A 23,698-nucleotide genomic window follows, 5' to 3' on the forward strand; every position below is an offset into this window, starting at 1 on the left:
CGGTCGTCCCGCCCTCGCGGTGTCGTCCGACCTGGCTTTGGGGGTGCTCCCTCGTACGGTCGCGGTGGGGTCGATGGACGACGGTTCGAGGAGAGGCACCGGTGAGCATTGCAGAGTTCCCGAGCGGTCCGGGACAGGCGATCGACGGTGGGTGGACCATCCCGTCCGACGTCGGTGACTACGGGGGCGGCGGTGGTGGCGGCGATCGGACGCCTCCCCAGGACAACGCCGCCGAGCAGAGCGTGCTCGGGTCGATGCTGCTGTCGAAGGACGCCATCGCCGACGTGATCGAGTCGGTGCGCGGCACCGACTTCTACCGCCCGGCGCACGAGACCATCTACGACGCCATCGTCGACCTCTACGGCCGCGGTGAACCCGCCGACCCGGTCACCGTGGCCGCCGAGCTCCAGCGTCGTGGTGAGCTCGGCCGGATCGGCGGGGCGCCGTACCTCCACACCCTGTCGGCGAGCGTGCCGATCGCGGCCAACGCGGGCTACTACGCCGAGATCGTTCGGGAGAAGGCGATCCTGCGCCGGCTGGTCGACGCCGGCACGCGCATCGTGCAGTGGGGCTACGCCGGCGAGGGCGAGGTCGACGACGTCGTCGACCGGGCCCAAGCCGAGGTCTACGCCGTCACCGACAAGCGTGCGGCCGAGGACTACGCGCCGCTGAGCGAGATCATGGAGGCGACCCTCGACGAGATCGAGGCGATCTCCAACCGTGACGGCGGGATGTCGGGTGTGCCGACCGGGTTCGCGGACCTCGACGAGCTGACCAACGGCCTCCACGGCGGACAGATGATCATCGTCGCCGCGCGTCCGGCGATGGGCAAGTCCACCCTTGCCCTCGACCTGTGCCGGTCGGCGTCGATCCACCACAACATGGCGAGCGTGATCTTTTCCCTGGAGATGACCCGCAACGAGATCACCATGCGTCTGCTCTCGGCGGAGGGGAAGATCCCGCTCAACCACATGCGCAACGGTCACATGGGCGACGACGACTGGGCCAAGCTCGCGCGCAAGATGGGCGAGGTCTCCTCGGCGCCGCTGTTCATCGACGACTCGCCCAACATGACGATGATGGAGATCCGGGCCAAGGCCCGCCGGCTCAAGCAGCGTCACGACCTGCGGCTGATCGTGATCGACTACCTCCAGCTGATGAGCTCGGGCAAGAAGGTCGAGTCACGCCAGCTCGAGGTCTCGGAGTTCTCCCGGCAGATCAAGCTGCTGGCCAAGGAGCTCGACGTCCCGATCATCGCGCTGTCCCAGTTGAACCGTGGTCCCGAGCAGCGCGCTGACAAGCGGCCGATGATGAGCGACCTTCGTGAGAGTGGCTCGATCGAGCAGGACGCCGACATGGTGATCCTGCTGCACCGTGAGGACGCCTACGAGAAGGAGTCCACCCGGCCGGGTGAGGCGGACCTGATCGTCGCCAAGCACCGCAACGGTCCCACCCGGGATGTCACCGTGGCGTTCCAGGGCCACTACTCGCGGTTCGTCGACATGGCCCACGGCTGAGCCCCTACGCTCGGGTCTCATGGCGGCGAACCGCAGTCGCAGAGCCCGGGCCGCTCGCCGGCGGAAGCTGCGCATGGATCGCGTCGAGCACGACCTCAGCGATCAGCAGTGGGCGGCACTGCAGGCGGCCTGGGGCGGATGTGCGTACTGCGGGGCACGCGATGTGCCACTGCAGCGCGACTGCGTGCTGGCCCTGTCGCGTGGCGGCCGCTACACACTCGCCAACATCGTTCCGGCGTGCAGCTCCTGCAACGCCAGCAAGTGCAACGACGAGGTCACAGGGTGGCTCCGACGCAAGAAGCTGGACGAGCGCGCCTTCCTCGTGCGGCACTTCGAGATCTCGGCGGTGCTGCGAGAGCGGTTCGCTGCCGAGGCTGCTGCTGTACCGTGTTCGCCGAGCAGTCGGCTCGACGGTGACGTGAGCGCAGCCAGCGCACAGCTGCCACCGGGAGCACCGCGGCCCACATGACCCAGCCCTCCCAGACGCCGGAGGCGTCGGCCGTGGCGAACACGGTCGTGAGGGCGAACGCGAGGAACAGGCCGAACAGCACGCCGTCTCTCGCCTTGCCGCTGCCGATTCTGACCAGGAGGAGAGCGGCCAGTCACTATCTGCCCGCTCTGCTCCTCTCGTTCGGGTCGCCGGGGAAGCGGCACGCTGAGCGGGTCGTGAGCAGCCCGACGACGGTCGCAGGAGCTGCCGGGCTCCGGGCGCCGGACTCCGTAGGAGACGTCAGCGTACGCGTCACGGCCGGCGGAGCCTCTGGATCACGCCAGGTTTCGTCCACAGCTGGGTGGTGTGCGCGATCGTCCACATTGTTCGAACTGGTGTTCGACTGATGGGTGGGTTGTTTCTAGCGTGGGGGTATGTCCACGTACGTGATTCCGGAGTCGTCGGTCGCCGCTGGTTCGGCGGCGGGCGCGGCTGGTGCTGTTGCGACCGGTGCGGCTGAGTGCACGGCTGCTGCTGCGTCGGGCGCGGCTGCCGCGGTGGGCGCGGGGGCCGGGGGCGGTGGCGGTGGTGGGGTGGTGCCGCCGCATCGGTTGGTGGGGTTTGCGCACGAGGTGGAGGAGGCGTTGGTCGGGCTGGGCGGGGTGCCGGCGTGGTCGATGACCCCGGCGGAGCAGGCCGAGGTGTTGGTGGTGTTGGACCGGGTGTCCTCGCGGATGGCGGAGCTGGAGCTGCGGGTGCTGGCCGCCGCCGACCGGGACCAGGTCGGCAGCGAGGCGGGGGCGACGTCGACCGCGGCGTGGTTGGCGCACGCGACTCGGCAGACCCGGGCCCGGTGTGGTGCCGCGGTCCGGTTGGCGGAGGCGTTGGACGAACGCTATGAGGCGACCCGGCGGGCACTGGCTGCGGGTGTGGTCAACACCGATCAGGCGCGGGTGATCGCCCAGGCGGTGGATGCGCTCACGAGGGAGCACGACGACCTGCCCGATGACATTCACGAACGGGCCCAGGCGCACCTGCTCGACCTCGCGGAGCAGTTTGATGCGGTGGTGTTGCGGCGGTTGGGGAAGCGGTTGTTCGAGGTGGTGTGTCCCGAGGCCGCTGATGCCGCCGAGGGTGAGGCGCTGGAGGCCGAGGAGGAGCGGGCGCGGCGCAAGGCGTCGTTGTCGATGCGTGACAACGGCGACGGGACGGTGTCGGGTTGGTTTCGGTTGCCGGTGCTGCACGCGGCGTTGTTGAAGAAGGCGCTGGAAGCACTCACTTCGCCGCGGCGGGTCGGGGACGGCAGGCTGGACCCCGCGACGGGGAAGAAGCTGCCGTATCAGGTGCTGCTCGGGCAGGGGTTCACCGAGCTGCTCGAGCACCACCTGAACCCGGCGGGTCTGCCGTCGCAGGGTGGGTGTCCGTTCACGCTGGTGGTCACCATCGGCATCGACGCCCTCCGCACCGGGATCGGGGCGGGGACGTTGGAGACCGGGGAGCGGATCAGTGCCGGGGCGGTGCGTCGGTTGGCGTGCCGGGCGGGGTTGATCCCGATGGTCCTGGACGGGGAGTCGGTGCCGTTGGATCTGGGGCGGGAGCAGCGGTTGTTCGACCGCTATCAGCGTCTCGCGCTGGCCCAGACCTACGGCGGGTGTGCGACCGAGGGCTGTGACCGGCCGCCGTCGTGGACTGACACCCACCACAAGCATCCCTGGCAGCACGGCGGCCGGACCGACCTGGCCGACGGGCTCCCGTTGTGCCCACCGCACCACCAGATGGCCGACCACCCCCAGCAATGAGACATGCACACCCTGCCCTCGGGACGAGTCCGGTTCAGCAGACGCCAATAGGGGAGAGGGAGAGACTGTGCTCGTGTTGTTTCAGCTCTCGGCGGCGGCAGCGGTGCTCGCGTTGCTCACCGTCGTCCCCGGACCCGACCTGGCCGTGGTGACCCGGCGCGCGCTGGTGGGCGGGTTCGGCGACGGGCTGCGGACAGCCCTCGGCGTGGCCTCGGGACTCCTGGTGTGGGGCGCGCTGGCCGTGCTCGGCCTCACCGCGCTGCTGGCCTCCGCGCCCACGGCCTACCTCGTCGTGAAGGTGGCGGGGGTGGTGTACCTGCTGTTCCTCGGTGTCCAGGCGCTCGCAGCCCGAGACCGGGAGGCGGACGTCGAGAACCCGATCCCGCGGCGCGACAGGCCGTTCCTGACCGGGCTCTCGACGAACCTGCTGAACCCCAAGATCGCCATCTTCTACACCGCGCTCCTGCCCACGCTCGCGCCGGCTGCGGTGCCGGCCCCGTGGTCGATGGCGGTGTTGGTCGGCATCCATGCACTGCTGACGGTCACCTGGTTCGCGGGATTCAGCTACGCCCTGACCCGCGCGCGTGCAGTCTTCGAACGGCCGAGGGTACGCCGCGCACTGGACCGGCTCACCGGCGTCGTGCTGGTCGGCTTCGCGATCCGCCTGGCCACGGACCACGCGTGAGCCTGGAAGACGACCGGGGCGACCGGGGCGACCGGGGCGACCGGGGCGACCGGGGCGACGGGCGGCGGGTGCTCGTCGTGGACGGCGCCAACGTGGTCGGCAGCCGGGCCGACGGGTGGTGGCGGGATCGGGCCGGCGCCGCGGCGCGGCTGCATGACGCACTCATCCAGGCGGACCTCGGGTTCGACACCGTCGTGCTGGTCCTCGAAGGCGCAGCCAGGGCCGGCGTACCAGCCGGTGAGGACGGCGGGGTGCAGACCGTCCACGCTGCAGGGTCCGGGGATGACGCGATCGTCGCCGAGGTTCTCGCTCGGAACGAGCGGGCCGACGAGGTCACGGTGGTCACCGCGGACAGAGCCCTGAGAGAACGTGTCACGGTTGCCGGCGGCACCAGCCTGGGTCCCTCGTGGCTCCTCGAGCGGACCTGAGGCGCTGGAGCCAGAGGCCGCGGACGAGGCCGGTCCCACGGGGCGGGGAGGGTCGCCGGCGGGAGCCTCGACGCCTTGAGGAACAGGCCGTCGGGCCAGTCGTCAGTCGGTCACCGACGCATCTCTCAGCGCGTCCGCCAGTGCGTCGACGAGCAGGCCGACGTGCTCCTCACCGAAGACCAGCGGCGGGCGGATCTTCAGCGTCGCGCGGTGCCGGCCGGTGCGGCCGACCAGGACGCCGCGCTCGCGCATCCCCTCGACCACCGACTGGGCGCGCGCGGCGTCCGGCTCTCCGGTCGAGGGCTCGACGAGGTCGACCGCCAGCGCCAGTCCCCAGCCGCGCACGTCGGCCACCTCCGACCGGTCCGCCGTCGCCTCCCGCAGGGACGTGAACAGCCGGGCACCGACGTCGGCCGCCCGGCTCACCAGCTGTTCGTCCTCGATCACGCGCAGGACCGCCAGCGCCGCGGCACAGGCCGCGGTGCTGCCGCCGAAGGTGCTGAAGTAGTCGGTCTCGGCGACGAACGGGTCGATCAGCTCCGCCGGTCCGATCACCGCCGCGACCGGGTACCCGTTGCCCATCGGCTTGCCGAGGGTGACCAGGTCCGGCCGGTACGTCGCCGGCCACGAAGCTCCACAGCGACGCGCCCGTGCGACCGTGGCCGGCCTGCACCTCGTCCGCGACGTAGAGGCCACCTCCCGCGTGAACCGCATCGGCAGCCTCCGCGGTCCAGTCGTGAGCGGGACCGAGGATCCCGTCGCTGGTGAAGACGCCGTCGACGAGCATCGCCGCGACCCGGTGCCCGGACTCGGCCAGGCCGGCGACCGCCTCCGCCACCGAACCCGGCGCAGGTGGCGGGTCGACCAGCCGCATGTGAGCAGGCGCCGGAAGGTCGCCCCAGCTCTCCGGGGAGAACGGCATCGTCGCGGCGGTGATCCCGTGGTAGGCCCACCTCGTGGCGATCCCGCCGGTCGCCCCGGTCGCGTGACAGGCGATCCGCCAGGCCAGGTCGTTGGCCTCGCTGCCGGAGTTGACCAGCAGGACCCGGTCGAACCGGTCCGGCACGGTCGCCAGCAGCCGCTCGGCGAGGGTGACGGGTGCGTCCTGCAGGTACCGGCTGTTGGTGTTCAGCGTCGCCAGCTGCGCGGCGACCGCCTCGACCACCGCCGGGTGGGAGTGCCCGAGGACCGGGACATTGTTGTAGGCGTCGAGGTAGCGGCGACCGTCGGCGGCGTGCAGGAAGACGCCCTCGCCCGAGACCAGGTGCAGTGGTCGGCGGTAGCTGAGCTCCTGCCGGCCGAAGGAGCGTGCCCGTGCGCGCTCCAGGTCGGCGGTGGACCGGCGGGTGTACGGCAGTGGTGTGTCGCTGGGGCTGCGGTTAGCAGCACCCGGTCGACCGCCGTACGCCCACGGGCCCGGGCCGGCTGCGGCCAGGGCCTCGAGCATCTGCACGGCGTCGGCGTCGATCGGCGGAGCCCATCCGTGTTCCTGGGTTCGCCAGGCGGTGATCAGAACCGTCGCGGCGTACCGGGCGGCGACGAGGTCTGGCAGCAGGCGGCGTTCCTCCGGCTCCAGCGGCGTCACGGACTCATACCCAGCGACCACCTCCCTCGCCCGGTCCAGCGACTCGGGGTGGCCGCTGAGCAGGTCGGCGACCGAGACCGCGAGGTCACACACCAGCGCCGTGTGGGCCATGTCACCGAAGTCGGTGATCCCGGTGAGGGTGCCACCCTCGTCGACGAGCACGTTGGTGGGGGCCAGGTCGTTGTGGACCACCTGCGCCCGGAGTCGCGGCAGGGTGGGGGCGACGTGGACCTCGAACCGGTCGAGCACCGCCTCGACCGCCGGGCGTCTCTCCGCGCTGACCGCGGGGAGCCAGGCGCGCAACTCAGAGAGGCGGCGCACGTCCCACAGGATCGGCTGGGCCGCGGCCGGGTGGATGAAGCCGCGCAGCGCCCTGCCCACCCGCGCAACGGTCCGCCCCCACTCGCGCAGCTGCGCGGGGCTCATCTCGTCCGCCCGCGGGTGCCTGCCCTCCAGCCAGGTCATCACCCAGGCCAGTGACGTACGTCCGTCCTGCGCGGTCAGCGCAACCCACGAGCTCCCTTCCCGTGTCGGCACCAGGGTGGGCACGGGGAGGTCCGGCGCCACGCCGTGGAGGTGGTGCAGAGCTGCGGCCTGGAGGTTCAGGACGGTCTCGTCGTCGGCGGGGTTGTGCACCTTGAGCAGGTACCGGCCGCCCGAGGTGTCGACGCGGAAGTTGCGGTCGCGTTCCCCGTGGAGCGGAGTCAGCTCGCCCTCGAGGCCCCAGTGCCGGCGCAGCGCCGTCCGGAGGTCGTCTGGGTCGACGTCAGGGGCCGGCACCCGCAACGGGTCAGGCGTCCTCGACGGGTCTGCCGCCCTCGACGGGTCTGCCGCCCCGAAGGGGTCCGGTGATGGCGCGCTCACCCCGACATTGTGGACCGTGCCGGGCAGCGAGATCCGGAACTCAGCCGACCGGGAACGGCGGCGGCCCGGTGATCGTGCAACCCAGTGGCGTGAGCACCTCCTGCAGGGCGGCGACGGCCTCGGGTGCGATCGGCCCCGGCAACGGCAGCTCCCCGTGGAACGGCTGGTCCGAGGGCACTCCGGTGGCGGTGAAGAACGACTCGAAGCCCGCCGGAGTGATCAGGTTGTAGAAGTGCGCCTCCGCCGAGGCGACCCGGTAGGCATGCTCCCGGCCCGGCGGCAGGTGCAGCACGTCGCCGGCCTCGACCAGCTGCAGGTCGCCCTCGCACCACCCCTCGAGGGCGCCGTCGAGCACCACGAAGGTCTCCGCCTCGCGGGCGTGGATGTGGCGAGGTGTCATGCAGCCGATCCGGCCGCGCTCCTCGACGAGGCTGAACGTGCCGCCGGTCGAGTCCCCCGTCAGCAGGGTGCGGCACAGGAGGCTCAGGTGGTCGAGGACCGGCGCGCGGGTCGCATCGACGTACGCGGGCTCGACTCCGGTGAGAGTGGTCATGTCCCGAGCGTGGGGCAGTGAGGCTGACCAGGACCATCCCCGGTTGGTGGGATTGCGTCTACGCTGGCGAGCATGTCCACCGACGCGGTGGCCCGGTCCGCCGAACGTGTGGTGCGGGCTGTCCGCAGCGTTGTCACCGAGGCCGGGCCGGCCAGCCCGCCGGCCCTCGCGGCGCGCCTGCTCGAGGTGCTCGGCCCGGCGCTCGGCGCGGATGGGGGCGCCCTGGTGCTGATGGATCCGGACACCGGGCTGTTCACCACTGGCGCGGTCGACCGGCTGCCGGCACCCTCCTGCCACCCGTTCTTCGCCAGCGAGCTCGACGACGGGAGGCCGCGCGCCTTCCGGCGCCTCGCGCGGGACGGTGCGGGCGCTTCGGCGCTGGCCGGGGCCGACGAGGACTTCCGTACGGCGGTCCTCGAGCCGTTCGGGTACGACGACGAGCTTCGTGTGGTGTGCCGGGACGCCGGAGTCGCATGGGCGGGGATGTCGCTGTGGCGTCGGCGCGGGTCGGCGCCGTTCACCAAGGAGCACGAACGGGCTTTGGACGCGGTGGCCGACCTGGTCGGTGCCGCGATGCGCGACGCCGTGCTCCGCTCGCTGGTCGGTCCGGGGCCGTCCCAGGCCGTCCACGGCGCGCTGGTGATCGAGGACGGCGCGGTGGTGGAGGCCGGATCCGAGGTGCGCGCCCTGTTGCGCGAGATCGACGAGCCGGGGACGCAGGAGTACCGCCCCCTCGACCACCTGCTGGCGCTCAGCCGGCGCGACTCTCGCTTCTCCGTGGTCCTGGGCACACGCGACGGGCGCTGGGTGACTGCGCACGGCACCGCGCTGAGCGAGTCGCGGACGGCCGTGGTGCTCACGACCCCGAGCCCGGCGGACCTGCTCGGTGCCCTCGTGGCCGGAGCTGGGCTCACCGCCCGCGAGGTCGAGGTGACCCGGCTGCTGTGCCGCGGGCTCTCGGACGCCGAGATCGCCCGGGAGCTGACCATCTCCGCGCACACCGCGCACGACCACGTGCGGTCGGTGCGCACGAAGCTGGGGGTGCGGAGTCGCGCCGAGGTCGTCTCGCGGGTGTTCGCCGACCGGTACCTCGACCGGTTCCTGACGACGGCGAGCGTCGTGCACGAGGACTGAAGCGGGCGGCTCAGGCGCACACCGCCTCGACCGGGACGACCGCGACGAGCGGGTGAGCCTTGCCGGCCAGGGCGGCGTCCACCGTGGCCAGGGCGGGTCCACCTGATCCGCCAGGCGGTACGACGAGACACCCGGTCACCGAGCAGACGCATCTCGAGCTCGGCATCCGATCGTGCAGCCGGAGCGCCGGCACTATCCTCACGCCGTGACCCACCGCCCCGGACTGACGCCCACCCAGGCCGGCGTCGTCGACGGCTGGTTCCCCGGCGCCGAGCTGGTCGAGGACCTCAGCTGGGGTCAGACGGACACGGCGGTGCTGCACCTGCGCCACGACGGACACGACGTGGTGGTCAAGGCCGGTGGCCCGAGCAACCACCACATCGGCAGGGAGATCACCGGTCACGAGTGCTTCACCGCGCCGTTGCTGCAGGTCGGCGGCGCCGCGCGACTGCTCCACGCCGACCGCGACCTGCGCCTGCTCGCCACGGAGTACCTGCCCGGAACCCTGGTGGAGGGCGACCCGGCGGAGGGGGTGGCGGACACCTACCGGCAGGCCGGTGCCCTGCTGGCCGCCCTGCACTCCCAGGCGTCGCGCAGCGAGCCGGACTACGAGGCCACCGCCGACGCGCGAGCCCTGGCCTGGTTCGACGAGCCGCACCGGATCGCTCCCGAGACGGTGGCGCGGCTGCGCGAGGCGCTGGCGGGCGGTGACCGGGTGCCCGCGACGGTCGTTCCCACCCACGGCGACTGGCAGCCCCGCAACTGGCTGGTGCACGAGGGCGCCGTACGCGTCATCGACCTTGGCCGCGCGGACTGGCGGCCGGCGTACACGGACTTCGCGCGCCTGGCCGCCCAGCAGTTCCGCGGCCGGCCCCACCTCGAGCGTGCCTTCGTCGAGGGCTACGGTCACGATCCGCGGGAGCCGGAGGCGTGGCGCCGGACGCGGATCCGGGAGGCGATCGGCACGGCGGTGTGGGCCTACCGGGTCGGCGACGAGGGGTTCGAGGCGCAGGGGCACCGGATGATCGCGGACGCGCTGGCGACCTGACCGGGTGCGTGCGGTTTCAACCAGCGTGACAGCATGAGGCCATGACCAGCAGCCCCGTCTTCACCCGGTACGTCGCTCTCGGTGACTCGTTCACCGAAGGGGTCGGGGACCCGGACCCGCACCGGCCGAACGGCCTGCGGGGCTGGTCGGACCGGGTCGCCGAGGTGCTGGCGCGGCATGCGCCGGACTTCGGCTACGCCAACCTGGCCATCCGCGGTCGGCTGCTCCGACCGATCCTCGACGAGCAGCTCGAGCCGGCCGTCGCGCTGCAGCCGGACCTGGTCACCATCTACGCCGGCGGCAACGACCTGCTCCGTCCGAGCGTGGACCTCGACGCCCTGGCCGAGCGCTACGACGAGGCGATCGGCAAGCTCTCCGCGACCGGCGCCCGGGTGTTGATGTGGACCGGGTTCGACCTCGGCTGGGCGCCGGTCTTCGGCCGCCTGCGCGGTCGGGTGGCGATCTACAACGAGCTCGTGCGCGAGATCGCCGACCGGCACGAGGCGACGATCGTCGACTTCTGGCGGCTCACCGAGTACCGCGACCAGCGGCTGTGGGACCCCGATCGGATGCACATGTCCCCGGCCGGCCACCAGCGGATGGCGATCGAGGTGCTGGACACCCTCGGCGTCCCCCACGACCTGGTGCCGATCGACCTGCCCGAGCACCCGGTGCTGAGCAAGGCCGAGGAGCGGCGGGCGGCGTACGACTGGGCCCGGGGCTTCGCAGCGCCGTGGATCAAGCGCCGGCTGACCGGCACCTCCTCCGGCGACGGGGTCACCCCGAAGCGGCCCGGGCTGGCGCCGATCGAGCCCTGAACACAGGTCGTGAGGCTCCGCGGACGCCCTGGTGCTCGCTGGACCACACGAGGGGCATGGGTGGCAGGCCGTCGGCGGCTCAGACGGCCGGCGCGAACGGGTCGTGCTCGGCGAGCATCTTCTCCATCCGGGCCTGGTCGATGCGCGCGGTCACGGCCGCGGTCTCCTGCTGGTCGCGGATCACCTTGGCGAGCGTGAACGTCGAGGTCACCAGGAACAGCGAGCCGACGACGAGGAAGGCGCGGATCCACCCGTCGACGGGCAGGAACCAGATCCCGAACGTGACCGCGGTCAGCGCGGCGGCGAAGGCGATCACCGACTGGATGTAGAAGGCGGTGGTGGTCTTGGAGGCAGGTGCTGTGGTCATGCCCCGAGCCTGCCGGTTGCGCGGGACAGTCGCCCTCCGTGCGGATACTCAATTTCGGCACCGGCACATCACTCAGCCCTCACGGCCCGCTCCCTCTGCGGCGTCGGCGGCTGCGGTGGGCCTTTGGTCCCGAATCGGTTACCCCGTGGGGTTTCGCCGGATTTGCGGGGGGCCGAGCACTAGGCTTCGGGCAACCGTCGTGACCAGGAGAGACCGTGGCCAAGCCGATCACCGAGGAATCCGTCGCCGCTGACCTCAGCGCGCTGATGGAGGACACCCGCAAGGACATCGAGGACGTCCGTGCCGAGATCAGCGAGGTGCTGGCCGAGACCGGCGGCAAGGACATCGGCACCGGCCTCACCCGAGCGGCGCTGCGGCTCGCCGAGCTCGAGGGCCGGCTCGACTGCTACAAGACCGTCGACTACCGACTCAACGACCACGCGATGCAGGACACGCCGTACGACGACCGCCGCGCTCGTGCCTACCACCTGCTGGTGAACCGGCTGGCACAGACGCCGACCGAGGACCGGGTCAACCACGCTGCGCAGGCGCACCAGGAGGGCTTCCGGCTCGCGTTCCGCGACGTGGCCGGCTGGCTGACCGCCGACTGACGCAGTTCACTGCAGCGCGGCGCGCACACGATCGCCGCGGCGGGGTACGGGTGGCTACTGTCGTCCCAGCACCACCCCTTCCCGAGGAGCACTGCATGCAGATCTGGCCCGGCCGTTCCTACCCCCTCGGCGCGACCTACGACGGCTCCGGGGTGAACTTCGCGCTGTTCACCGAGGTCGCCGAGCGCGTCGAGCTGTGCCTGATCGGGGACGACGGGGCCGAGACCCGGGTCGACATGGTGGAGACCGACGGGTTCGTGCATCACGTCTACCTGCCCGGCGTACAGCCCGGACAGCGTTACGGCTACCGGGTGCACGGGCCCTACGACCCGGCGAACGGCCACCGGTGCAACCCGGCGAAGCTGCTGCTCGACCCCTACGCGAAGGCGGTGGAGGGGCAGATCGACGGCGACGAGTCGTTGTTCTCCTACCGGTTCGAGGACCCCGACGCCTTCAACGACACCGACAGCCTCGGGCACACGATGCTCTCGGTCGTGGTCAACCCGTTCTTCGACTGGGGCAACGACCGGCACCCCGACCACGAGTACCACGAGTCGGTGATCTACGAGGCCCACGTCAAGGGGCTGACCCAGACCCACCCGGGCATCCCCGAGGACATCCGAGGCACGTACGCCGCGATCGCGCACCCGGCCATGATCGAGCACCTCAAGACGCTCGGGGTCACCGCGATCGAGCTGATGCCGGTGCACCAGTACGTCCAGGACGCGCACCTGCTCGACAAGGGGCTGTCGAACTACTGGGGCTACAACACCATCGGCTTCTTCGCCCCGCACAACGCCTACTCCTCCACAGGCCAGCGTGGGCAGCAGGTGCAGGAGTTCAAGGCCATGGTCAAGGCGCTGCACGAGGCGGACATCGAGGTGATCCTCGACGTGGTCTACAACCACACCGCCGAGGGCAACCACCAGGGCCCCACGCTGTGCTTCCGGGGGATCGACAACAACAGCTACTACCGGCTCGTCGACGAGGACAAGTCCTTCTACTTCGACACCACCGGCACCGGCAACAGCCTCTTGATGCGACACCCGCACGTGCTGCAGCTGATCATGGACTCGCTGCGCTACTGGGTCACCGAGATGCACGTCGACGGCTTCCGCTTCGACCTCGCCTCCTCGCTGGCCCGGCAGTTCCACGAGGTCGACCGGCTCTCGGCGTTCTTCGACCTGGTCCAGCAGGACCCGGTGGTCAGCCAGGTGAAGCTGATCGCCGAGCCGTGGGACGTCGGGGACGGCGGCTACCAGGTCGGCAACTTCCCGCCGCTGTGGACCGAGTGGAACGGCAAGTACCGCGACACCGTCCGCGACTTCTGGCGCGGCGAGCCGTCGACCCTGGGCGAGTTCGCGTCGCGGATCACCGGCTCGGCCGACCTCTACGAGCACTCCGGGCGCAAGCCGATCGCCTCGGTCAACTTCATCACCGCCCACGACGGCTTCACGCTGCGCGACCTGGTGTCCTACAACGAGAAGCACAACGAGGACAACGGCGAGGGCGGCGCCGACGGGGAGAGCCACAACCGGTCCTGGAACTGCGGCGTCGAGGGCGACACCGACGACCCCGAGGTCCTCGCCCTGCGCGCACGCCAGCAGCGCAACTTCCTCACCACGTTGCTGCTGTCACAGGGCGTGCCGATGATCGCCCACGGCGACGAGCTCGGCCGGTCGCAGCAGGGCAACAACAACGTCTACTGCCAGGACAACGAGCTGGCCTGGGTCGACTGGGACCTCGTCGAGGCCGAGGAGGACCTGCTCGCCTTCGCTCGCCGGGTGGTCGCGCTGCGCCACGAGCAGCCGGTGTTCCGGCGTCGCCGCTTCCCCGGGGCGGGCACCGACGAACACGGCCGGCCCGAGATCGGCTGGTACAACAGCACCGGCGCGCGGATGACCGACACCGACTGGAACGAGAGCCACGCGCTGTCGATGATGGTCTTCCTCAACGGTGAGGCGATCCCGGAGCCGGACCCGCGCGGCGAGCCGGTGGTCGGGGACTCGTTCCTGGTCGCGTTCAACGCCTTCCACGAGACGATCTCGTTCACCATCCCCGAGGGGCTGTACGACGACGGCTGGATCGTCGCGCTCGACACCAGTGACGACCAGATCGGGATCGTCTCGGTGTTCGACGACGCGCCGGTCTTCCAGCCCGGCGACGAGTTCCCCGTGACGGGCCGCTCGATCGTCGTGCTCCGCCGGCCGCTCGGCGGTGTCGCCCGGGGCTGACCGCCGGCGGATGGCGGGGGGCATCACGCGGGGCATCAGGCCGGGCATCACGCCGGGCACGCAGGGCTTCACGCCGGGGGTCACGTGGCTCGGGTGGTGACCCGCTCGACGAGCAGCGCGAGCAGGAAGGCAGCCGACGCGGCCACGACGACCGCGTCGCGCCAGCTGCGGACCCCGGCCACCCGGGCGGCGGGCACCAGCACGGGAAGCAGGCAGAGCATCACGGGGAACCACGGCACGATCCCATGCTCGGCGTACCTGGCCCCGTGCACATCCGTGCGCGTACTCAGCTGGCGGTCGAGCATCGGCGGTCGAGCATCCGGCGGTCGAGCCTGTCGAGACCCGCGCGGCCCGGGGTGACGGCGCGCACACGGCTACCCTGGGGGGATGCCTTCCCCTGACGACGCCGAGACCGGCGCGCCGGACCAGACCCCCACCTTCGCCGACCTCGGCCTCGACAAGCGCGTGCTGCGCGCCCTCGACGACGTCGGCTACGAGTCGCCGTCGCCGATCCAGGCCGCAACCATCCCGGCCCTGCTCGAGGGCCGGCACGTCGTCGGCCTCGCGCAGACCGGCACCGGCAAGACCGCGGCGTTCGCGGTGCCGATCCTGTCCCAGCTCGACCTGAAGCAGAAGACGCCGCAGGCACTCGTGCTCGCCCCGACCCGGGAGCTCGCGCTCCAGGTGTCGGAGGCGTTCGAGCGGTACGCCGCGCACATCCCCGGCCTGCACGTGCTGCCGGTGTACGGCGGTCAGGCGTACGGCGTCCAGCTGTCGGCGTTGCGCCGCGGCGTGCACGTCGTCGTGGGCACCCCGGGCCGGATCATGGACCACCTGGAGAAGGGCACCCTCGACCTGTCCGAGCTGCGCTTCCTGGTCCTCGACGAGGCCGACGAGATGCTCAAGATGGGCTTCGCCGAGGACGTCGAGACGATCCTCGCCGACACCCCGGCGGACAAGCACGTCGCGCTGTTCTCCGCGACGATGCCGGCGCAGATCCGGCGGATCTCCAAGAAGTACCTCACCGACCCGGTCGAGATCACGGTCAAGAACAAGACCACGACCGCGGCGAACATCACCCAGCGCTACTTCACCGTCGCGCACCAGCAGAAGCTCGACGCGCTCACCCGGATCCTCGAGGTGGAGAACTTCGAGGGGATGATCATCTTCGTCCGCACCAAGCAGGCCACCGAGGTGCTCGCCGAGCGGCTGCGCGCCAGAGGCTTCTCCGCGGCCGCGATCAACGGTGACGTCGCGCAGGCCCAGCGCGAGCGGACGATCAACCAGCTGCGCGACGGCCGGCTCGACATCCTGGTCGCCACCGACGTGGCCGCGCGCGGCCTCGACGTGGAGCGGATCAGCCACGTCGTGAACTACGACATCCCCACCGACACCGAGTCCTACGTGCACCGGATCGGGCGCACCGGTCGGGCCGGGCGCACCGGTGACGCGCTGTCGTTCGTCACCCCGCGCGAGCGCCACCTGCTCAAGGCGATCGAGAAGGCCACCCGGCAGCCGCTGACCCAGACCCCGCTGCCCAGCGTGGAGGACGTCAACGTCACCCGGGTCGCCCGCTTCAACGACGCGATCACCGAGGCGCTCGCCTCGGACAAGCTGGCGCTCTACCGGGAGCTGGTCGACGCCTACGAGCTCGAGCACGACGTGCCCGCGGCCGACATCGCCTCGGCGCTGGCGATCATGGCCCAGGACGGCCAGCCGCTGCTGATGGAGCAGGCGCCGGAGCCGCAGCGGGTGTTCGACGGCAAGCGCGAGGACAAGCGCGGCGCGTGGGACCACGAGAAGGGCCGGCGCCGTGACGCCGCCGAGGGCGGTCGCCCGGAGCGCCGCGAGAAGCCGCGCCGCGGACGCAGCGACAAGGAGTACGCCGCCTACCGGATCGCCGTGGGCAAGCGGCACCGGGTCGAGCCGCGCCAGATCGTCGGCGCGATCGCCAACGAGGGCGGTCTGGGCCGCGACGACTTCGGCCACATCGACATCCGGGGTGACCACTCGATCGTCGAGCTGCCGGCCGACCTGCCGGCCGAGACGTTCGCCGCCCTGGAGCGCACGCGGATCTCCGGCAAGCTGATCGAGCTGTCTCCGGCCGATGGGGCGCCGACGCGAGCGTCGTACGAGAAGAAGGGGTTCGAGAAGAAGCCCTACGCCAAGAAGCCGTACGAGAAGAAGCCGCACCGCAAGGGCCAGTCCGCCGACGGGTTCGACTCGGCGGGGAAGAAGAAGCCGCGCACCAAGAAGCCGCGGGACTGACCGCCGGTCCTGCTTGGCACGAAGAACCGGGACTTGGCACGGTGCGTGGACCGTGCCAAGTCCCGGTTTCCCATGTTCACGTGGTAGACTCCCAGGCGGGGAGCTAGCCGACCTTCACCACCTGCGTGCCGCCGGCGAAGTCGTCGTGCCAGCCGCGGCGGGTGACGCTGTTGTTGTTGATCGTCACCGCGATCATGATCACCGCCACCAGGCTGAGCAGCCCGGAGATGAAGCCGATGACCGGGATGATCCCGAGCAGGCCGATCGCGGTGAACGCGTTGCGCTTGACCGCCTGCTCCATCGTCGGCCGGCCACCGTCGGGACCCCGGGTCTCGAGCTTGAGCAGCATCTTGCCGACCGTCTGGCCGCGGTTGTGCTCCATGAACGTGAAGTACCCCAGCGTGATCGCGGTGCTGAGGATGGAGGACACCGCCCCGGCCGCCCAGGCCGAGCCGTTGTTCATCCCCCAGGTGCCGAAGGAGTCGACGTCACCGTCCATCAGCGAGCCGATCACGAAGACGCTGACCAGGACGCCGTTCACGATGCCGACCAGGATGAAGTCGATCAGCCGCGCGAGGAACCGGGGCAGCAGCTCGGCCGGCTGCCCGATGCCGGTGTTGTAGCCCTGCACCGGCGGCGGCATCGACCCCGGCTGCTGCCAGCCCCCGGGCGGGGGAGGCGGCGGTGGGGCACCGGTGCCGTAGTCGCCCCCGCCGGGCGGTGGTGGGTTGTACCCGCCCTGACCCGGAGGGGGCGGCGGGTACCCACCCTGGCCCGCGCCGGGTGGCGGGGGTGGCGGGTTCTGTCCGCTGTCGTCAGGCGGCGGGTTCTGTGTCGGGTCGCTCATCGTCAGCCTTCCTCGAAGGAGTCCTCGCTGTCGACGGTAGTGACCCGCGGACTGGATGTCTCGTAACCCCGGTTGGCGGATCAGCCCATGTCCTTTGCATGATGGACCGATGAGCGCACCAGACGTGGAGTCACTGACGGCCGAGCGGCAGCGACTGAGGGACGCCCACCTGCGTCCCGCCGGTGACCGGCCCGCGTCGACCGGGCGCGGCCTGCACCACACTGCGCTGATCAGCAGCGACGTGGAGCGGACCATCGAGTTCTACCAGGGGCTGCTCGGCTTCCCGCTGACCGAGCTGATCGAGAACCGCGACTACCCCGGCTCGTCGCACTTCTTCTTCGACATCGGCCACGAGAACCTGCTGGCCTTCTTCGACTTCCCCGGCCTCGACCTCGGCCCCTACGCCGAGGTGCTCGGCGGCCTCCACCACGTGGCGATCTCGGTGGATCCCGCGCGCTGGCAGGAGATCGTGGACCGCTTCGACCAGGTCGGCGTCGAGTACGTCGTCCACAGCGGCGTCTCGGTCTACTTCACCGACCCCGACGGCGCCCGGATCGAGCTGATCGCCGACCCGCTCGGAGAGATGTACGGCGACCACGTGCTGTGACGAGCCGGGTCAGCCGACCTGATCGCGCGACCGCTCCAGCCACCGCATCGCCGGGGTGGCGCTCACCCCGTGCACCAGCACGGAGAGCGCGATCGTGAAGGCCACGGTCGACCACAGCAGCTGGTGGTCGCCGAAGTCGGCATGGCCGGTGGCGTAGGCCAGGTAGTACAGCGACCCCACGCCGCGCACGCCGAAGAACGAGATCGCCAGCCGCTCCGGCGCGGTGAGCACATGGTCGCCGATCCGGCAGGTCGAGCGCCGGAACCCCATCGAGACCAGGCTCGCCAGCGGTCGGATCACCAGCACCAGGAGCACGGCGAGCGCCACCGCCTCCCAGGTCAGGTTCCGCAGGATGCCGTTGGTCATCGCCACCCCGAGCAGCAGCAGCACGACGAGGGTCAGCAGCCGTTCGAGCCGCTCGACGACGTCGTGCATGTGCGCGTGGTACTCGTGTCCCCGCTCCGCGGAGCGCAACGTCATCGCGCACGCGAAGACCGCCAGGAACCCGTACCCGCCCAGGGTCTCGGCGACCCCGTAGGACAGCAGCACGGCGGCCAGCGCGAGCAGCGGCTCACCGGTCTCGGCGAGCCGGAGCGAGCGGGCCGGGGCCCGGAACGCCGCCTTGGCCAGCAGCCAGCCCACTGCGATCCCGAGCAGCACACCGACGGCCACCTTGCCGACCAGCTCCCAGCCCAGCCAGCGCAGCCCCCACTCGGTGACCGGGCCGAGCGAGGCGAGGAAGATCGCTGCGTAGACGAACGGGAACGCCAGCCCGTCGTTGAGGCCCGCCTCGGAGGTGAGCGCGAAACGGACCTCGTCGCTCTCATCGATCTCGTCGTGGTCCTCCACGGAGTCGGCGGGGGTGGGTCCCTCCACCTGGACATCGGAGGCGAGCACGGGGTCGGTCGGGGCCAGCACCGCGCCGAGCAGCAGCGCCGCGGCCGGGGCCAGGCCGACCATCCACCAGCCGACCAGCGCGACGGCCGCGATGCTCAGCGGCATCGCGATGCCCAGGAGCCGCCAGGCCGCACTCCACTTGCGCCAGCTCGAGAAGTCGCGCGGGTCGAGGGGGCGGTCCAGTGCCAGTCCGACACCCATCAGCGCGATGATCACGGTGAACTCGGTGAGGTGCTCGACGAACGCCAGGTTTCCCATCGGGGTGACGTCCGCGTCGCCCCACGGCAGCAGGCCCATCAGCGCACCGACCAGCAGCAGCACGATCGGCGCGGAGATCGCGGCCCGGCTCAGCGCCGTGGGCAGGACCACCGCGAGGAGCAGCGCGGCGCCGGCGAGGAGGTAGACGACGTCGGCGCTCATCGCGGTCCAGGCTGGGATCGGTGCACGAGACTCCTCGGGGTCGGTGGGCCGCCGCCTCGCGGGAGCCGGGCGGTCGCCCGCCCGTCGTACCCCGACGCAGGCCCCTCAACGAGGTCCGCACGAGGTGGGCGGGTGAGCCGGCCCACTGTTACCCAAGTGTGGCGCAGGTGTGGAACACGCGTTGCCCCGACGTGTCGGGGACGAACGTAGCGTTGTACGCACAAGCTCCGGGGGGAGATGGAAGTAAGACCAGCAGGGCCGTCCAAGGGCGGGAGGCGGCCCTGCTGGCAACAAGACGTAGGTGCCTGACATGAACTCGACCGGACGCATCGTGCTGACCTCCCAACAGCACGACGACAGCGTCCGGCAGGTCTCACCCAGCCCCTCCTCCCAGGCCTTCATGGTCGGGGGCAACCGGTGACGACCGCCGGGTTCGTGTCAGGCGCCCGCGACGAGGCCGCGCCCTCGGGGTGTTCCCGAGTGGCCGCGGCCGCTTCGTTGCTTCTCGGCGCGGTCCTCCTCTTCGTGCTTCCCGCACTGGCGGACGCAGCCTTCTACGTGGCGGTCCTCGACGCCGCTGCCGCGGTCGTGGCGATCTCGGCCGGGCTGGCCCTGTGGAGCAGGGTCACGCTGGTTGCGCGCACCATCGCCGGCCTCGCCGCCGGGGCCACGGTGCTCGGCCAGCTCGTCCAGGCCTCGCTCGGCCTGCCGGGCACCCAGAATCTCGACGGGCTCGGTGTCGCGGAGGGCTGGCTCACCGCGGGATGTGCCGCCCTGGTCCTGGTGTTCCTCACCGTCGACGGCCTACGTCGACAGCCCGAGCCGACGCCTGACCAGCCCTATGCTCTATGACCATGGCAACGGTGCTCATCGTCGAGGACGACGAAGGAATCGCGATGCCCCTGGTCCGCACCCTCGGTCGTGAAGGCTACGAGGTCGAGCGGGTCGCCGAGGGTGGCGTCGCGGTGGAGAAGGCTCTCGGCGGGGGAGTCGACCTGATGATCCTCGACCTCGGGCTGCCCGACATCGACGGCCTCGAGGTGTGCCGCCAGGTCCGCGCCGGCGGGTACGACGGCGGCGTGCTGATCCTGACCGCCCGCGGGGGCGAGCTCGACCGCGTGGTCGGCCTCGACGTCGGCGCTGACGACTACATGTCCAAGCCGTTCGGCCTCGCCGAGCTGCTCGCGCGCACCCGGGCCCTGCTGCGCCGCAGCGGCAACCACACCGCCGCTCCCGACGAGCCGGCCGCCGCCGAGCCCGGGCTGCGCATCGACACGCACGCGCGGCGGGTCTGGGTCGGTGACAACGAGGTCGCACTGACCACCAAGGAGTTCGACGTGCTCGCCCTGCTCAGCGAGGACCGCGGCGCCGTGGTGACCCGCGACCGGCTGATGGACGAGGTGTGGGACAGCAACTGGTACGGCTCCACCAAGACCCTCGACGTGACCGTCGGCCGGCTGCGGCAGAAGCTCGAGGAGAGTGAGGCGCCGGCGAGGGTGGTGACCGTCCGCGGCGTGGGCTTCCGGCTCGAGGACGGCCCTCCTGATGCGTGACCGCCTCGTCATCGCGCTCGTCTCGCTCACCCTCGCGGTCGTGGCGGTGTTCCTCGTCGAGCGTCTCTACTCAACCTCGAACCTGATCCGGGCCGAGGAGGAGCGCAAGGTCGAGCGCTCGGCGGAGACCATCGCCGCCTTCCTGGGTGCCGAGGAGGGCGAGGTGCGCGAGTCGGTGCTCGAGAGCGTGCTGTACGACGGTGAGCACCTCGTCTACGTAGCACCCGACGGCACCCGCTACGAGGCTGAGCGACACTCGGGGCCCGACGACGAGGAGCACGACCTCAGCCTGAGCACCACCCGGCCGGTGGCCGGCGGCGGCACGCTCACCCTGTCCCGCGACACCGACGTGGTCGACGACCGGGTCGCCGACGCGCTGCTCCCGCTGGTCATGGTCGCCCTCGGACTGATCCTGGCGGCGGCGCTGACCGCGCTCTGGCTCTCGCGCCGGCTGGCCCGGCCGTTCGGCGAGCTGGCCGACGCCGCAGGGCAGATCGGACGCGGTGACTTCGAGGTGGACGTGCCGCGCTCCCGAGTGCCGGAGGCCGACGCCGTGGCCCGGGCCCTCAAGGCCAGCGCCCGCGACCTCGACGTGCTGGTGCGGCGCGAGCGCGACTTCGCCGCGCACGCCTCCCACGAGCTGCGCACCCCGATCACCGCCGCCCGGCTGGAGATCGAGGAGGCCGCCCTCGACCCCGGTGCCACGCCCGAGGTCCTGTCCCGGCTCTCCGGGGCGCTCGGGCAGCTCGACCGGCTCAGCGACGCCGTCGCCGAGATGCTCGACGCCTCCCGGGCGAGCCGCGAGGGCACCCGGGTCGACATCGACCTGGCGGCGCTGCTCCGTGACACGGTCGCCCGCTGGCGCAACCTGGCCCCGAGTCGGGACCTCGACGCCGACTGCACCTCGGTGGTGCGGGTCCGGATGCCGGCCGGCTCGGTCATGCAGATCATGGACGTCCTCATCGGCAACGCGGTCACGCACGGCACCGGCCGGATCAGCGTCGACGTCGTGGAGGCGCCCGCCTACGTCGAGGTGCGGGTGACCGACGAGGGGACGCGCGAGGCGGCCGCGCGGGGCATGAAGCACCCGATCGCCCGCGGCGCCGGTGGACTCGCGAAGGCGACCGAGATCGCGGAGGGGCTCGGTGGCCAGCTGCGGCTGTCCGACGCCGAGCACACCACGTTCAGCCTGGTGCTGCCCCGGCCGCGCAGCGAGGCGGTCGCGTCGTGACCGCGGGCGGGGGCAAGGAGCCGCCGGAGCTGAACGTCCTCGGCGGCCCGCTCGAGCCGTGCGGCGTCGACCCGGTCACCGGGTTCTACCGCGACGGCACCTGCCGCACCGGCCCGGAGGACGCCGGCCTGCACACGGTCTGCGCGGTGGTCACCCGGGAGTTCCTCGACCACCAGCTCGCCGTCGGCAACGACCTGGTCACCCCGCGCCCGGAGTGGGGCTTCCCGGGGCTCACGCCAGGGGACCGCTGGTGCGTCGTCGCGGTCCGCTGGCTGCAGGCCTACCACGACGGCGCCGCCGCCCCGGTCGTGCTCGCCTCCACCCACGAGCGGGCTCTCGACGCCGTGCCGTTCGGCTACCTGCAGGAGCACGCGGTCGACGTACCTCCCGACGCCGGCTCGCTGCTCTGACCCACCAGGCGTGCCGAGGTCTCGAGACGGTCGCTCCGCTCCCTCCTCGACCACCGGGGCGCTCCCTCCTCGACCACCGGCCGACACGCCGCCGGAGATGAGTACGAATGCTCTGTCCCGGCGGTCGCCGCCGCGAGACGATCACGGTGACGAGCCGAGCGGGTCGTCACCGGCAGGAGGACATCCATGAGCGCACAGGTGGCACCACGCAGGGCCCACGACCGGCAGACGATGCCCGTCGTGGCCGCACTCGAGACCCGCGGCCTGCTCGACCCGGCACGCCGGGCGGAGGCGGTCGCGGTGGTCGACGGCGTCCTCGCGGGGGAGCACGCCGAGGAGGCGCCGCTCAAGCGCCGCCTCGCGGAGCTCGCCGGGTACGTCGGCGGTGCGCTGGTCCTCGCGGCGGGGGCCCTTTTCGTCGCCGACCAGTGGCTGGACCTCTCCGCCGGCCAGCAGGTCGGCCTCCTGGCCGGCGTCGCGGTCGTCCTCCTCGGCGCGGGAGTCGCGACCGCGCTGGCCGGTGACGGCCTGGCTGCGATGCGTGCCGGGCTGGCCGCGGTCCGCCGGCGTCTGGCCGGCGTGCTGCTCACCGGCGGTGCCGCGGCGGCCGCGGCCGCGGTGATGGTGTGGACCGACGACCTGCTCGCCGGCCCGGACCGGGACTTCGACCGCGGCTGGCTGGTCCCGCTGAGCGGGGGAGCGGTGATGGCAGCCGTCGCGCTGGCCGGCTACCTGCTGGCACCGTCGGTCGTCGGCCAGTTCGGTGTCGCCGTCGGCCTCGCGTTCGTCGCACCGTCGGCACTCGACGCGGGCGGCGCCGTGGACCCGATCCCGCTGGGCCTGGCCTACCTGGCCATCGGTCTGGTGTGGCTGGTGCTCGCCGAGCGGGCCGTCTGGCGGGAGCCGGTGCCGGCCCGGATCGTGGGCTCGGTGTTCGTCGTGGTCGGCGCCCAGATCCCGGTGGGCTCCGACAGCGCCTGGGTGGGCTACCTGCTGACGCTGCTGGTCGCCGCGGCGGGCTTCGCGATGTACGTCGGCCGCCGCAGCTGGCCCTACCTGGCGGTCGGAGTGGTGGGCGTGACCCTCGCGGTCCCCGAGGCGCTGCTCGACTGGACCGAGGGCTCGCTGGGCACCGCCGGCGTCCTCCTGGTCGCGGGCGTGACCCTCCTGGGAGCCTCGTTGCTCGGTCTTCGGCTGCGCCGGGAGGTCGCCGCAGACGAGGCGGAAGATGTCCGGGAGAGCCAGGGTCCGGCCGAAGGCGCATGATCGAGGCGTGACACGCAGCGGGCGGTTTTGCGATGTATCTGTCATATAGCCGCAAGAAGTCGTACGTTGACTTCGCCCGTTCATTCCCTCGAGGAGTCTCATGCGCACAACCTCAGCCCCACGACG

At 71.6% G+C, this 23,698-nt stretch carries 23 protein-coding genes and 1 pseudogene; 17 read left to right on the forward strand and 7 right to left on the reverse strand.

Features of this window, described 5'->3' with window-relative positions; genetic code table 11:
- The first annotated feature begins 158 nt into the window (after positions 1-158).
- The 5 genes from dnaB to ACYVIH_RS01875 all read left to right on the forward strand — a co-directional run bounded on the left by dnaB (position 159) and on the right by ACYVIH_RS01875 (position 4,859).
- Positions 159-1,517, forward strand: a complete 1,359-nt coding sequence (gene dnaB, locus ACYVIH_RS01855; protein WP_460865737.1) for a replicative DNA helicase — start codon at positions 159-161, stop codon at positions 1,515-1,517.
- A 19-nt stretch (positions 1,518-1,536) separates the two neighbouring features.
- Positions 1,537-1,986, forward strand: a complete 450-nt coding sequence (locus ACYVIH_RS01860; protein ID WP_460865311.1) for an HNH endonuclease — start codon at positions 1,537-1,539, stop codon at positions 1,984-1,986.
- Between the two features lie 395 nt (positions 1,987-2,381).
- Positions 2,382-3,746 carry an HNH endonuclease signature motif containing protein gene (locus ACYVIH_RS01865; protein ID WP_460865314.1) on the forward strand — a complete coding sequence of 455 codons (1,365 nt, stop codon included), beginning with the start codon at positions 2,382-2,384 and terminating at the stop codon, positions 3,744-3,746.
- Positions 3,747-3,819: 73 nt separating this feature from the next.
- Positions 3,820-4,431 (forward strand): LysE family translocator, encoded by a 612-nt coding sequence (locus ACYVIH_RS01870; protein ID WP_460865318.1) that lies wholly within the window; start codon positions 3,820-3,822, stop codon positions 4,429-4,431.
- Positions 4,428-4,859 carry a PIN domain-containing protein gene (locus ACYVIH_RS01875; protein ID WP_460865322.1) on the forward strand — a complete coding sequence of 144 codons (432 nt, stop codon included), beginning with the start codon at positions 4,428-4,430 and terminating at the stop codon, positions 4,857-4,859. Before ACYVIH_RS01870 ends, ACYVIH_RS01875 begins: the two co-directional genes overlap by 4 nt.
- Before the next feature lie 102 nt (positions 4,860-4,961).
- Here the strand turns inward: ACYVIH_RS01875 and ACYVIH_RS01880 are convergent, their stop codons facing one another.
- From ACYVIH_RS01880 to ACYVIH_RS01890, 3 genes and pseudogenes are all read right to left on the reverse strand, one after another.
- Positions 4,962-5,573, reverse strand: a complete 612-nt coding sequence (locus tag ACYVIH_RS01880) for an aminotransferase class III-fold pyridoxal phosphate-dependent enzyme (RefSeq protein ID WP_460865739.1) — start codon at positions 5,571-5,573, stop codon at positions 4,962-4,964.
- Positions 5,515-7,308: pseudogene (locus ACYVIH_RS01885) on the reverse strand (aminotransferase class III-fold pyridoxal phosphate-dependent enzyme); the annotation flags it as partial. The gene ACYVIH_RS01880 and the pseudogene ACYVIH_RS01885, both read right to left, overlap by 59 nt.
- A gap of 40 nt (positions 7,309-7,348) precedes the next feature.
- Positions 7,349-7,861, reverse strand: a complete 513-nt coding sequence (locus ACYVIH_RS01890) for a cupin domain-containing protein (protein WP_460865324.1) — start codon at positions 7,859-7,861, stop codon at positions 7,349-7,351.
- A gap of 72 nt (positions 7,862-7,933) precedes the next feature.
- On the opposite strand from ACYVIH_RS01890, the gene ACYVIH_RS01895 reads away from it, so the two are divergent.
- The 3 genes from ACYVIH_RS01895 (at position 7,934) to ACYVIH_RS01905 (ending at position 10,861) form a co-directional block, all read left to right on the forward strand.
- The gene (locus ACYVIH_RS01895) at positions 7,934-8,995 is read left to right on the forward strand and encodes a response regulator transcription factor (RefSeq protein WP_460865327.1); all 1,062 of its coding nucleotides are present in this window, start codon (positions 7,934-7,936) and stop codon (positions 8,993-8,995) included.
- A 205-nt stretch (positions 8,996-9,200) separates the two neighbouring features.
- Entirely contained in the window at positions 9,201-10,043 is an 843-nt protein-coding gene (locus tag ACYVIH_RS01900; RefSeq protein WP_460865331.1) for a phosphotransferase family protein, read from the forward strand.
- 41 nt (positions 10,044-10,084) lie between these two features.
- Positions 10,085-10,861, forward strand: coding sequence for an SGNH/GDSL hydrolase family protein (locus tag ACYVIH_RS01905; RefSeq protein ID WP_460865334.1), 777 nt, complete (start codon positions 10,085-10,087; stop codon positions 10,859-10,861).
- 79 nt (positions 10,862-10,940) lie between these two features.
- Here ACYVIH_RS01905 and ACYVIH_RS01910 read toward each other — a convergent pair whose 3' ends face one another.
- Positions 10,941-11,228 carry a YiaA/YiaB family inner membrane protein gene (locus ACYVIH_RS01910; protein ID WP_460865337.1) on the reverse strand — a complete coding sequence of 96 codons (288 nt, stop codon included), beginning with the start codon at positions 11,226-11,228 and terminating at the stop codon, positions 10,941-10,943.
- Between the two features lie 215 nt (positions 11,229-11,443).
- Between ACYVIH_RS01910 and ACYVIH_RS01915 the strand changes: the two genes are divergently transcribed.
- Both ACYVIH_RS01915 and glgX read left to right on the forward strand, forming a co-directional pair.
- On the forward strand, positions 11,444-11,839 hold the full coding sequence (locus ACYVIH_RS01915) for a hypothetical protein (RefSeq protein ID WP_460865339.1): 396 nt from the start codon (positions 11,444-11,446) through the stop codon (positions 11,837-11,839).
- Positions 11,840-11,934: 95 nt separating this feature from the next.
- A complete protein-coding gene (gene glgX, locus ACYVIH_RS01920) occupies positions 11,935-14,073 on the forward strand; it encodes a glycogen debranching protein GlgX (RefSeq protein ID WP_460865343.1) in 2,139 nt (712 codons plus the stop codon).
- 80 nt (positions 14,074-14,153) lie between these two features.
- Here glgX and ACYVIH_RS01925 read toward each other — a convergent pair whose 3' ends face one another.
- A complete protein-coding gene (locus ACYVIH_RS01925) occupies positions 14,154-14,312 on the reverse strand; it encodes a hypothetical protein (protein ID WP_460865345.1) in 159 nt (52 codons plus the stop codon).
- A 148-nt stretch (positions 14,313-14,460) separates the two neighbouring features.
- On the opposite strand from ACYVIH_RS01925, the gene ACYVIH_RS01930 reads away from it, so the two are divergent.
- On the forward strand, positions 14,461-16,341 hold the full coding sequence (locus ACYVIH_RS01930; RefSeq protein ID WP_460865347.1) for a DEAD/DEAH box helicase: 1,881 nt from the start codon (positions 14,461-14,463) through the stop codon (positions 16,339-16,341).
- 103 nt (positions 16,342-16,444) lie between these two features.
- Here the strand turns inward: ACYVIH_RS01930 and ACYVIH_RS01935 are convergent, their stop codons facing one another.
- Positions 16,445-17,188: an RDD family protein gene (locus ACYVIH_RS01935; protein WP_460865349.1), complete on the reverse strand. Its 744-nt coding sequence runs from the start codon at positions 17,186-17,188 to the stop codon at positions 16,445-16,447.
- 109 nt (positions 17,189-17,297) lie between these two features.
- On the opposite strand from ACYVIH_RS01935, the gene ACYVIH_RS01940 reads away from it, so the two are divergent.
- Positions 17,298-17,795 (forward strand): VOC family protein, encoded by a 498-nt coding sequence (locus tag ACYVIH_RS01940; RefSeq protein WP_460865350.1) that lies wholly within the window; start codon positions 17,298-17,300, stop codon positions 17,793-17,795.
- A gap of 9 nt (positions 17,796-17,804) precedes the next feature.
- Here ACYVIH_RS01940 and ACYVIH_RS01945 read toward each other — a convergent pair whose 3' ends face one another.
- Positions 17,805-19,112, reverse strand: coding sequence for a cation:proton antiporter (locus ACYVIH_RS01945; RefSeq protein ID WP_460865352.1), 1,308 nt, complete (start codon positions 19,110-19,112; stop codon positions 17,805-17,807).
- Between the two features lie 480 nt (positions 19,113-19,592).
- Here ACYVIH_RS01945 and ACYVIH_RS01950 point away from each other — a divergent pair, with 480 nt between their 5' ends.
- The 5 genes from ACYVIH_RS01950 (at position 19,593) to ACYVIH_RS01970 (ending at position 23,572) form a co-directional block, all read left to right on the forward strand.
- Positions 19,593-19,964, forward strand: a complete 372-nt coding sequence (locus tag ACYVIH_RS01950; RefSeq protein ID WP_460865355.1) for a hypothetical protein — start codon at positions 19,593-19,595, stop codon at positions 19,962-19,964.
- Positions 19,965-19,966: 2 nt separating this feature from the next.
- A complete protein-coding gene (locus tag ACYVIH_RS01955) occupies positions 19,967-20,665 on the forward strand; it encodes a response regulator transcription factor (protein ID WP_460865356.1) in 699 nt (232 codons plus the stop codon).
- Positions 20,658-21,896: a HAMP domain-containing sensor histidine kinase gene (locus tag ACYVIH_RS01960; RefSeq protein ID WP_460865359.1), complete on the forward strand. Its 1,239-nt coding sequence runs from the start codon at positions 20,658-20,660 to the stop codon at positions 21,894-21,896. The genes ACYVIH_RS01955 and ACYVIH_RS01960 overlap by 8 nt, the downstream gene beginning before the upstream one ends.
- Positions 21,893-22,306, forward strand: coding sequence for a DUF2237 family protein (locus ACYVIH_RS01965; RefSeq protein WP_460865361.1), 414 nt, complete (start codon positions 21,893-21,895; stop codon positions 22,304-22,306). The genes ACYVIH_RS01960 and ACYVIH_RS01965 overlap by 4 nt, the downstream gene beginning before the upstream one ends.
- 186 nt (positions 22,307-22,492) lie before the next feature.
- Entirely contained in the window at positions 22,493-23,572 is a 1,080-nt protein-coding gene (locus ACYVIH_RS01970) for a hypothetical protein (protein ID WP_460865363.1), read from the forward strand.
- Positions 23,573-23,698: the final 126 nt, after the last annotated feature.

Source organism: Nocardioides pakistanensis (assembly GCF_054781215.1).

Excerpts from the sequence above, each read along its gene's own strand:
- ACYVIH_RS01880 (WP_460865739.1), bottom strand. The coding sequence starts at position 5,573 with ATGCGGTTCACGCGGGAGGTGGCCTCTACGTCGCGGACGAGGTGCAGG.
- ACYVIH_RS01895 (WP_460865327.1), top strand. The coding sequence starts at position 7,934 with ATGTCCACCGACGCGGTGGCCCGGTCCGCCGAACGTGTGGTGCGGGCT.
- glgX (WP_460865343.1), top strand. The coding sequence starts at position 11,935 with ATGCAGATCTGGCCCGGCCGTTCCTACCCCCTCGGCGCGACCTACGAC.
- ACYVIH_RS01865 (WP_460865314.1), top strand. The coding sequence starts at position 2,382 with ATGTCCACGTACGTGATTCCGGAGTCGTCGGTCGCCGCTGGTTCGGCG.
- ACYVIH_RS01910 (WP_460865337.1), bottom strand. The coding sequence starts at position 11,228 with ATGACCACAGCACCTGCCTCCAAGACCACCACCGCCTTCTACATCCAG.
- ACYVIH_RS01860 (WP_460865311.1), top strand. The coding sequence starts at position 1,537 with ATGGCGGCGAACCGCAGTCGCAGAGCCCGGGCCGCTCGCCGGCGGAAG.
- ACYVIH_RS01935 (WP_460865349.1), bottom strand. The coding sequence starts at position 17,188 with ATGAGCGACCCGACACAGAACCCGCCGCCTGACGACAGCGGACAGAAC.
- ACYVIH_RS01955 (WP_460865356.1), top strand. The coding sequence starts at position 19,967 with ATGGCAACGGTGCTCATCGTCGAGGACGACGAAGGAATCGCGATGCCC.
- ACYVIH_RS01970 (WP_460865363.1), top strand. The coding sequence starts at position 22,493 with ATGAGCGCACAGGTGGCACCACGCAGGGCCCACGACCGGCAGACGATG.
- ACYVIH_RS01960 (WP_460865359.1), top strand. The coding sequence starts at position 20,658 with ATGCGTGACCGCCTCGTCATCGCGCTCGTCTCGCTCACCCTCGCGGTC.
- ACYVIH_RS01930 (WP_460865347.1), top strand. The coding sequence starts at position 14,461 with ATGCCTTCCCCTGACGACGCCGAGACCGGCGCGCCGGACCAGACCCCC.
- ACYVIH_RS01905 (WP_460865334.1), top strand. The coding sequence starts at position 10,085 with ATGACCAGCAGCCCCGTCTTCACCCGGTACGTCGCTCTCGGTGACTCG.
- ACYVIH_RS01890 (WP_460865324.1), bottom strand. The coding sequence starts at position 7,861 with ATGACCACTCTCACCGGAGTCGAGCCCGCGTACGTCGATGCGACCCGC.
- ACYVIH_RS01945 (WP_460865352.1), bottom strand. The coding sequence starts at position 19,112 with ATGAGCGCCGACGTCGTCTACCTCCTCGCCGGCGCCGCGCTGCTCCTC.
- ACYVIH_RS01940 (WP_460865350.1), top strand. The coding sequence starts at position 17,298 with ATGAGCGCACCAGACGTGGAGTCACTGACGGCCGAGCGGCAGCGACTG.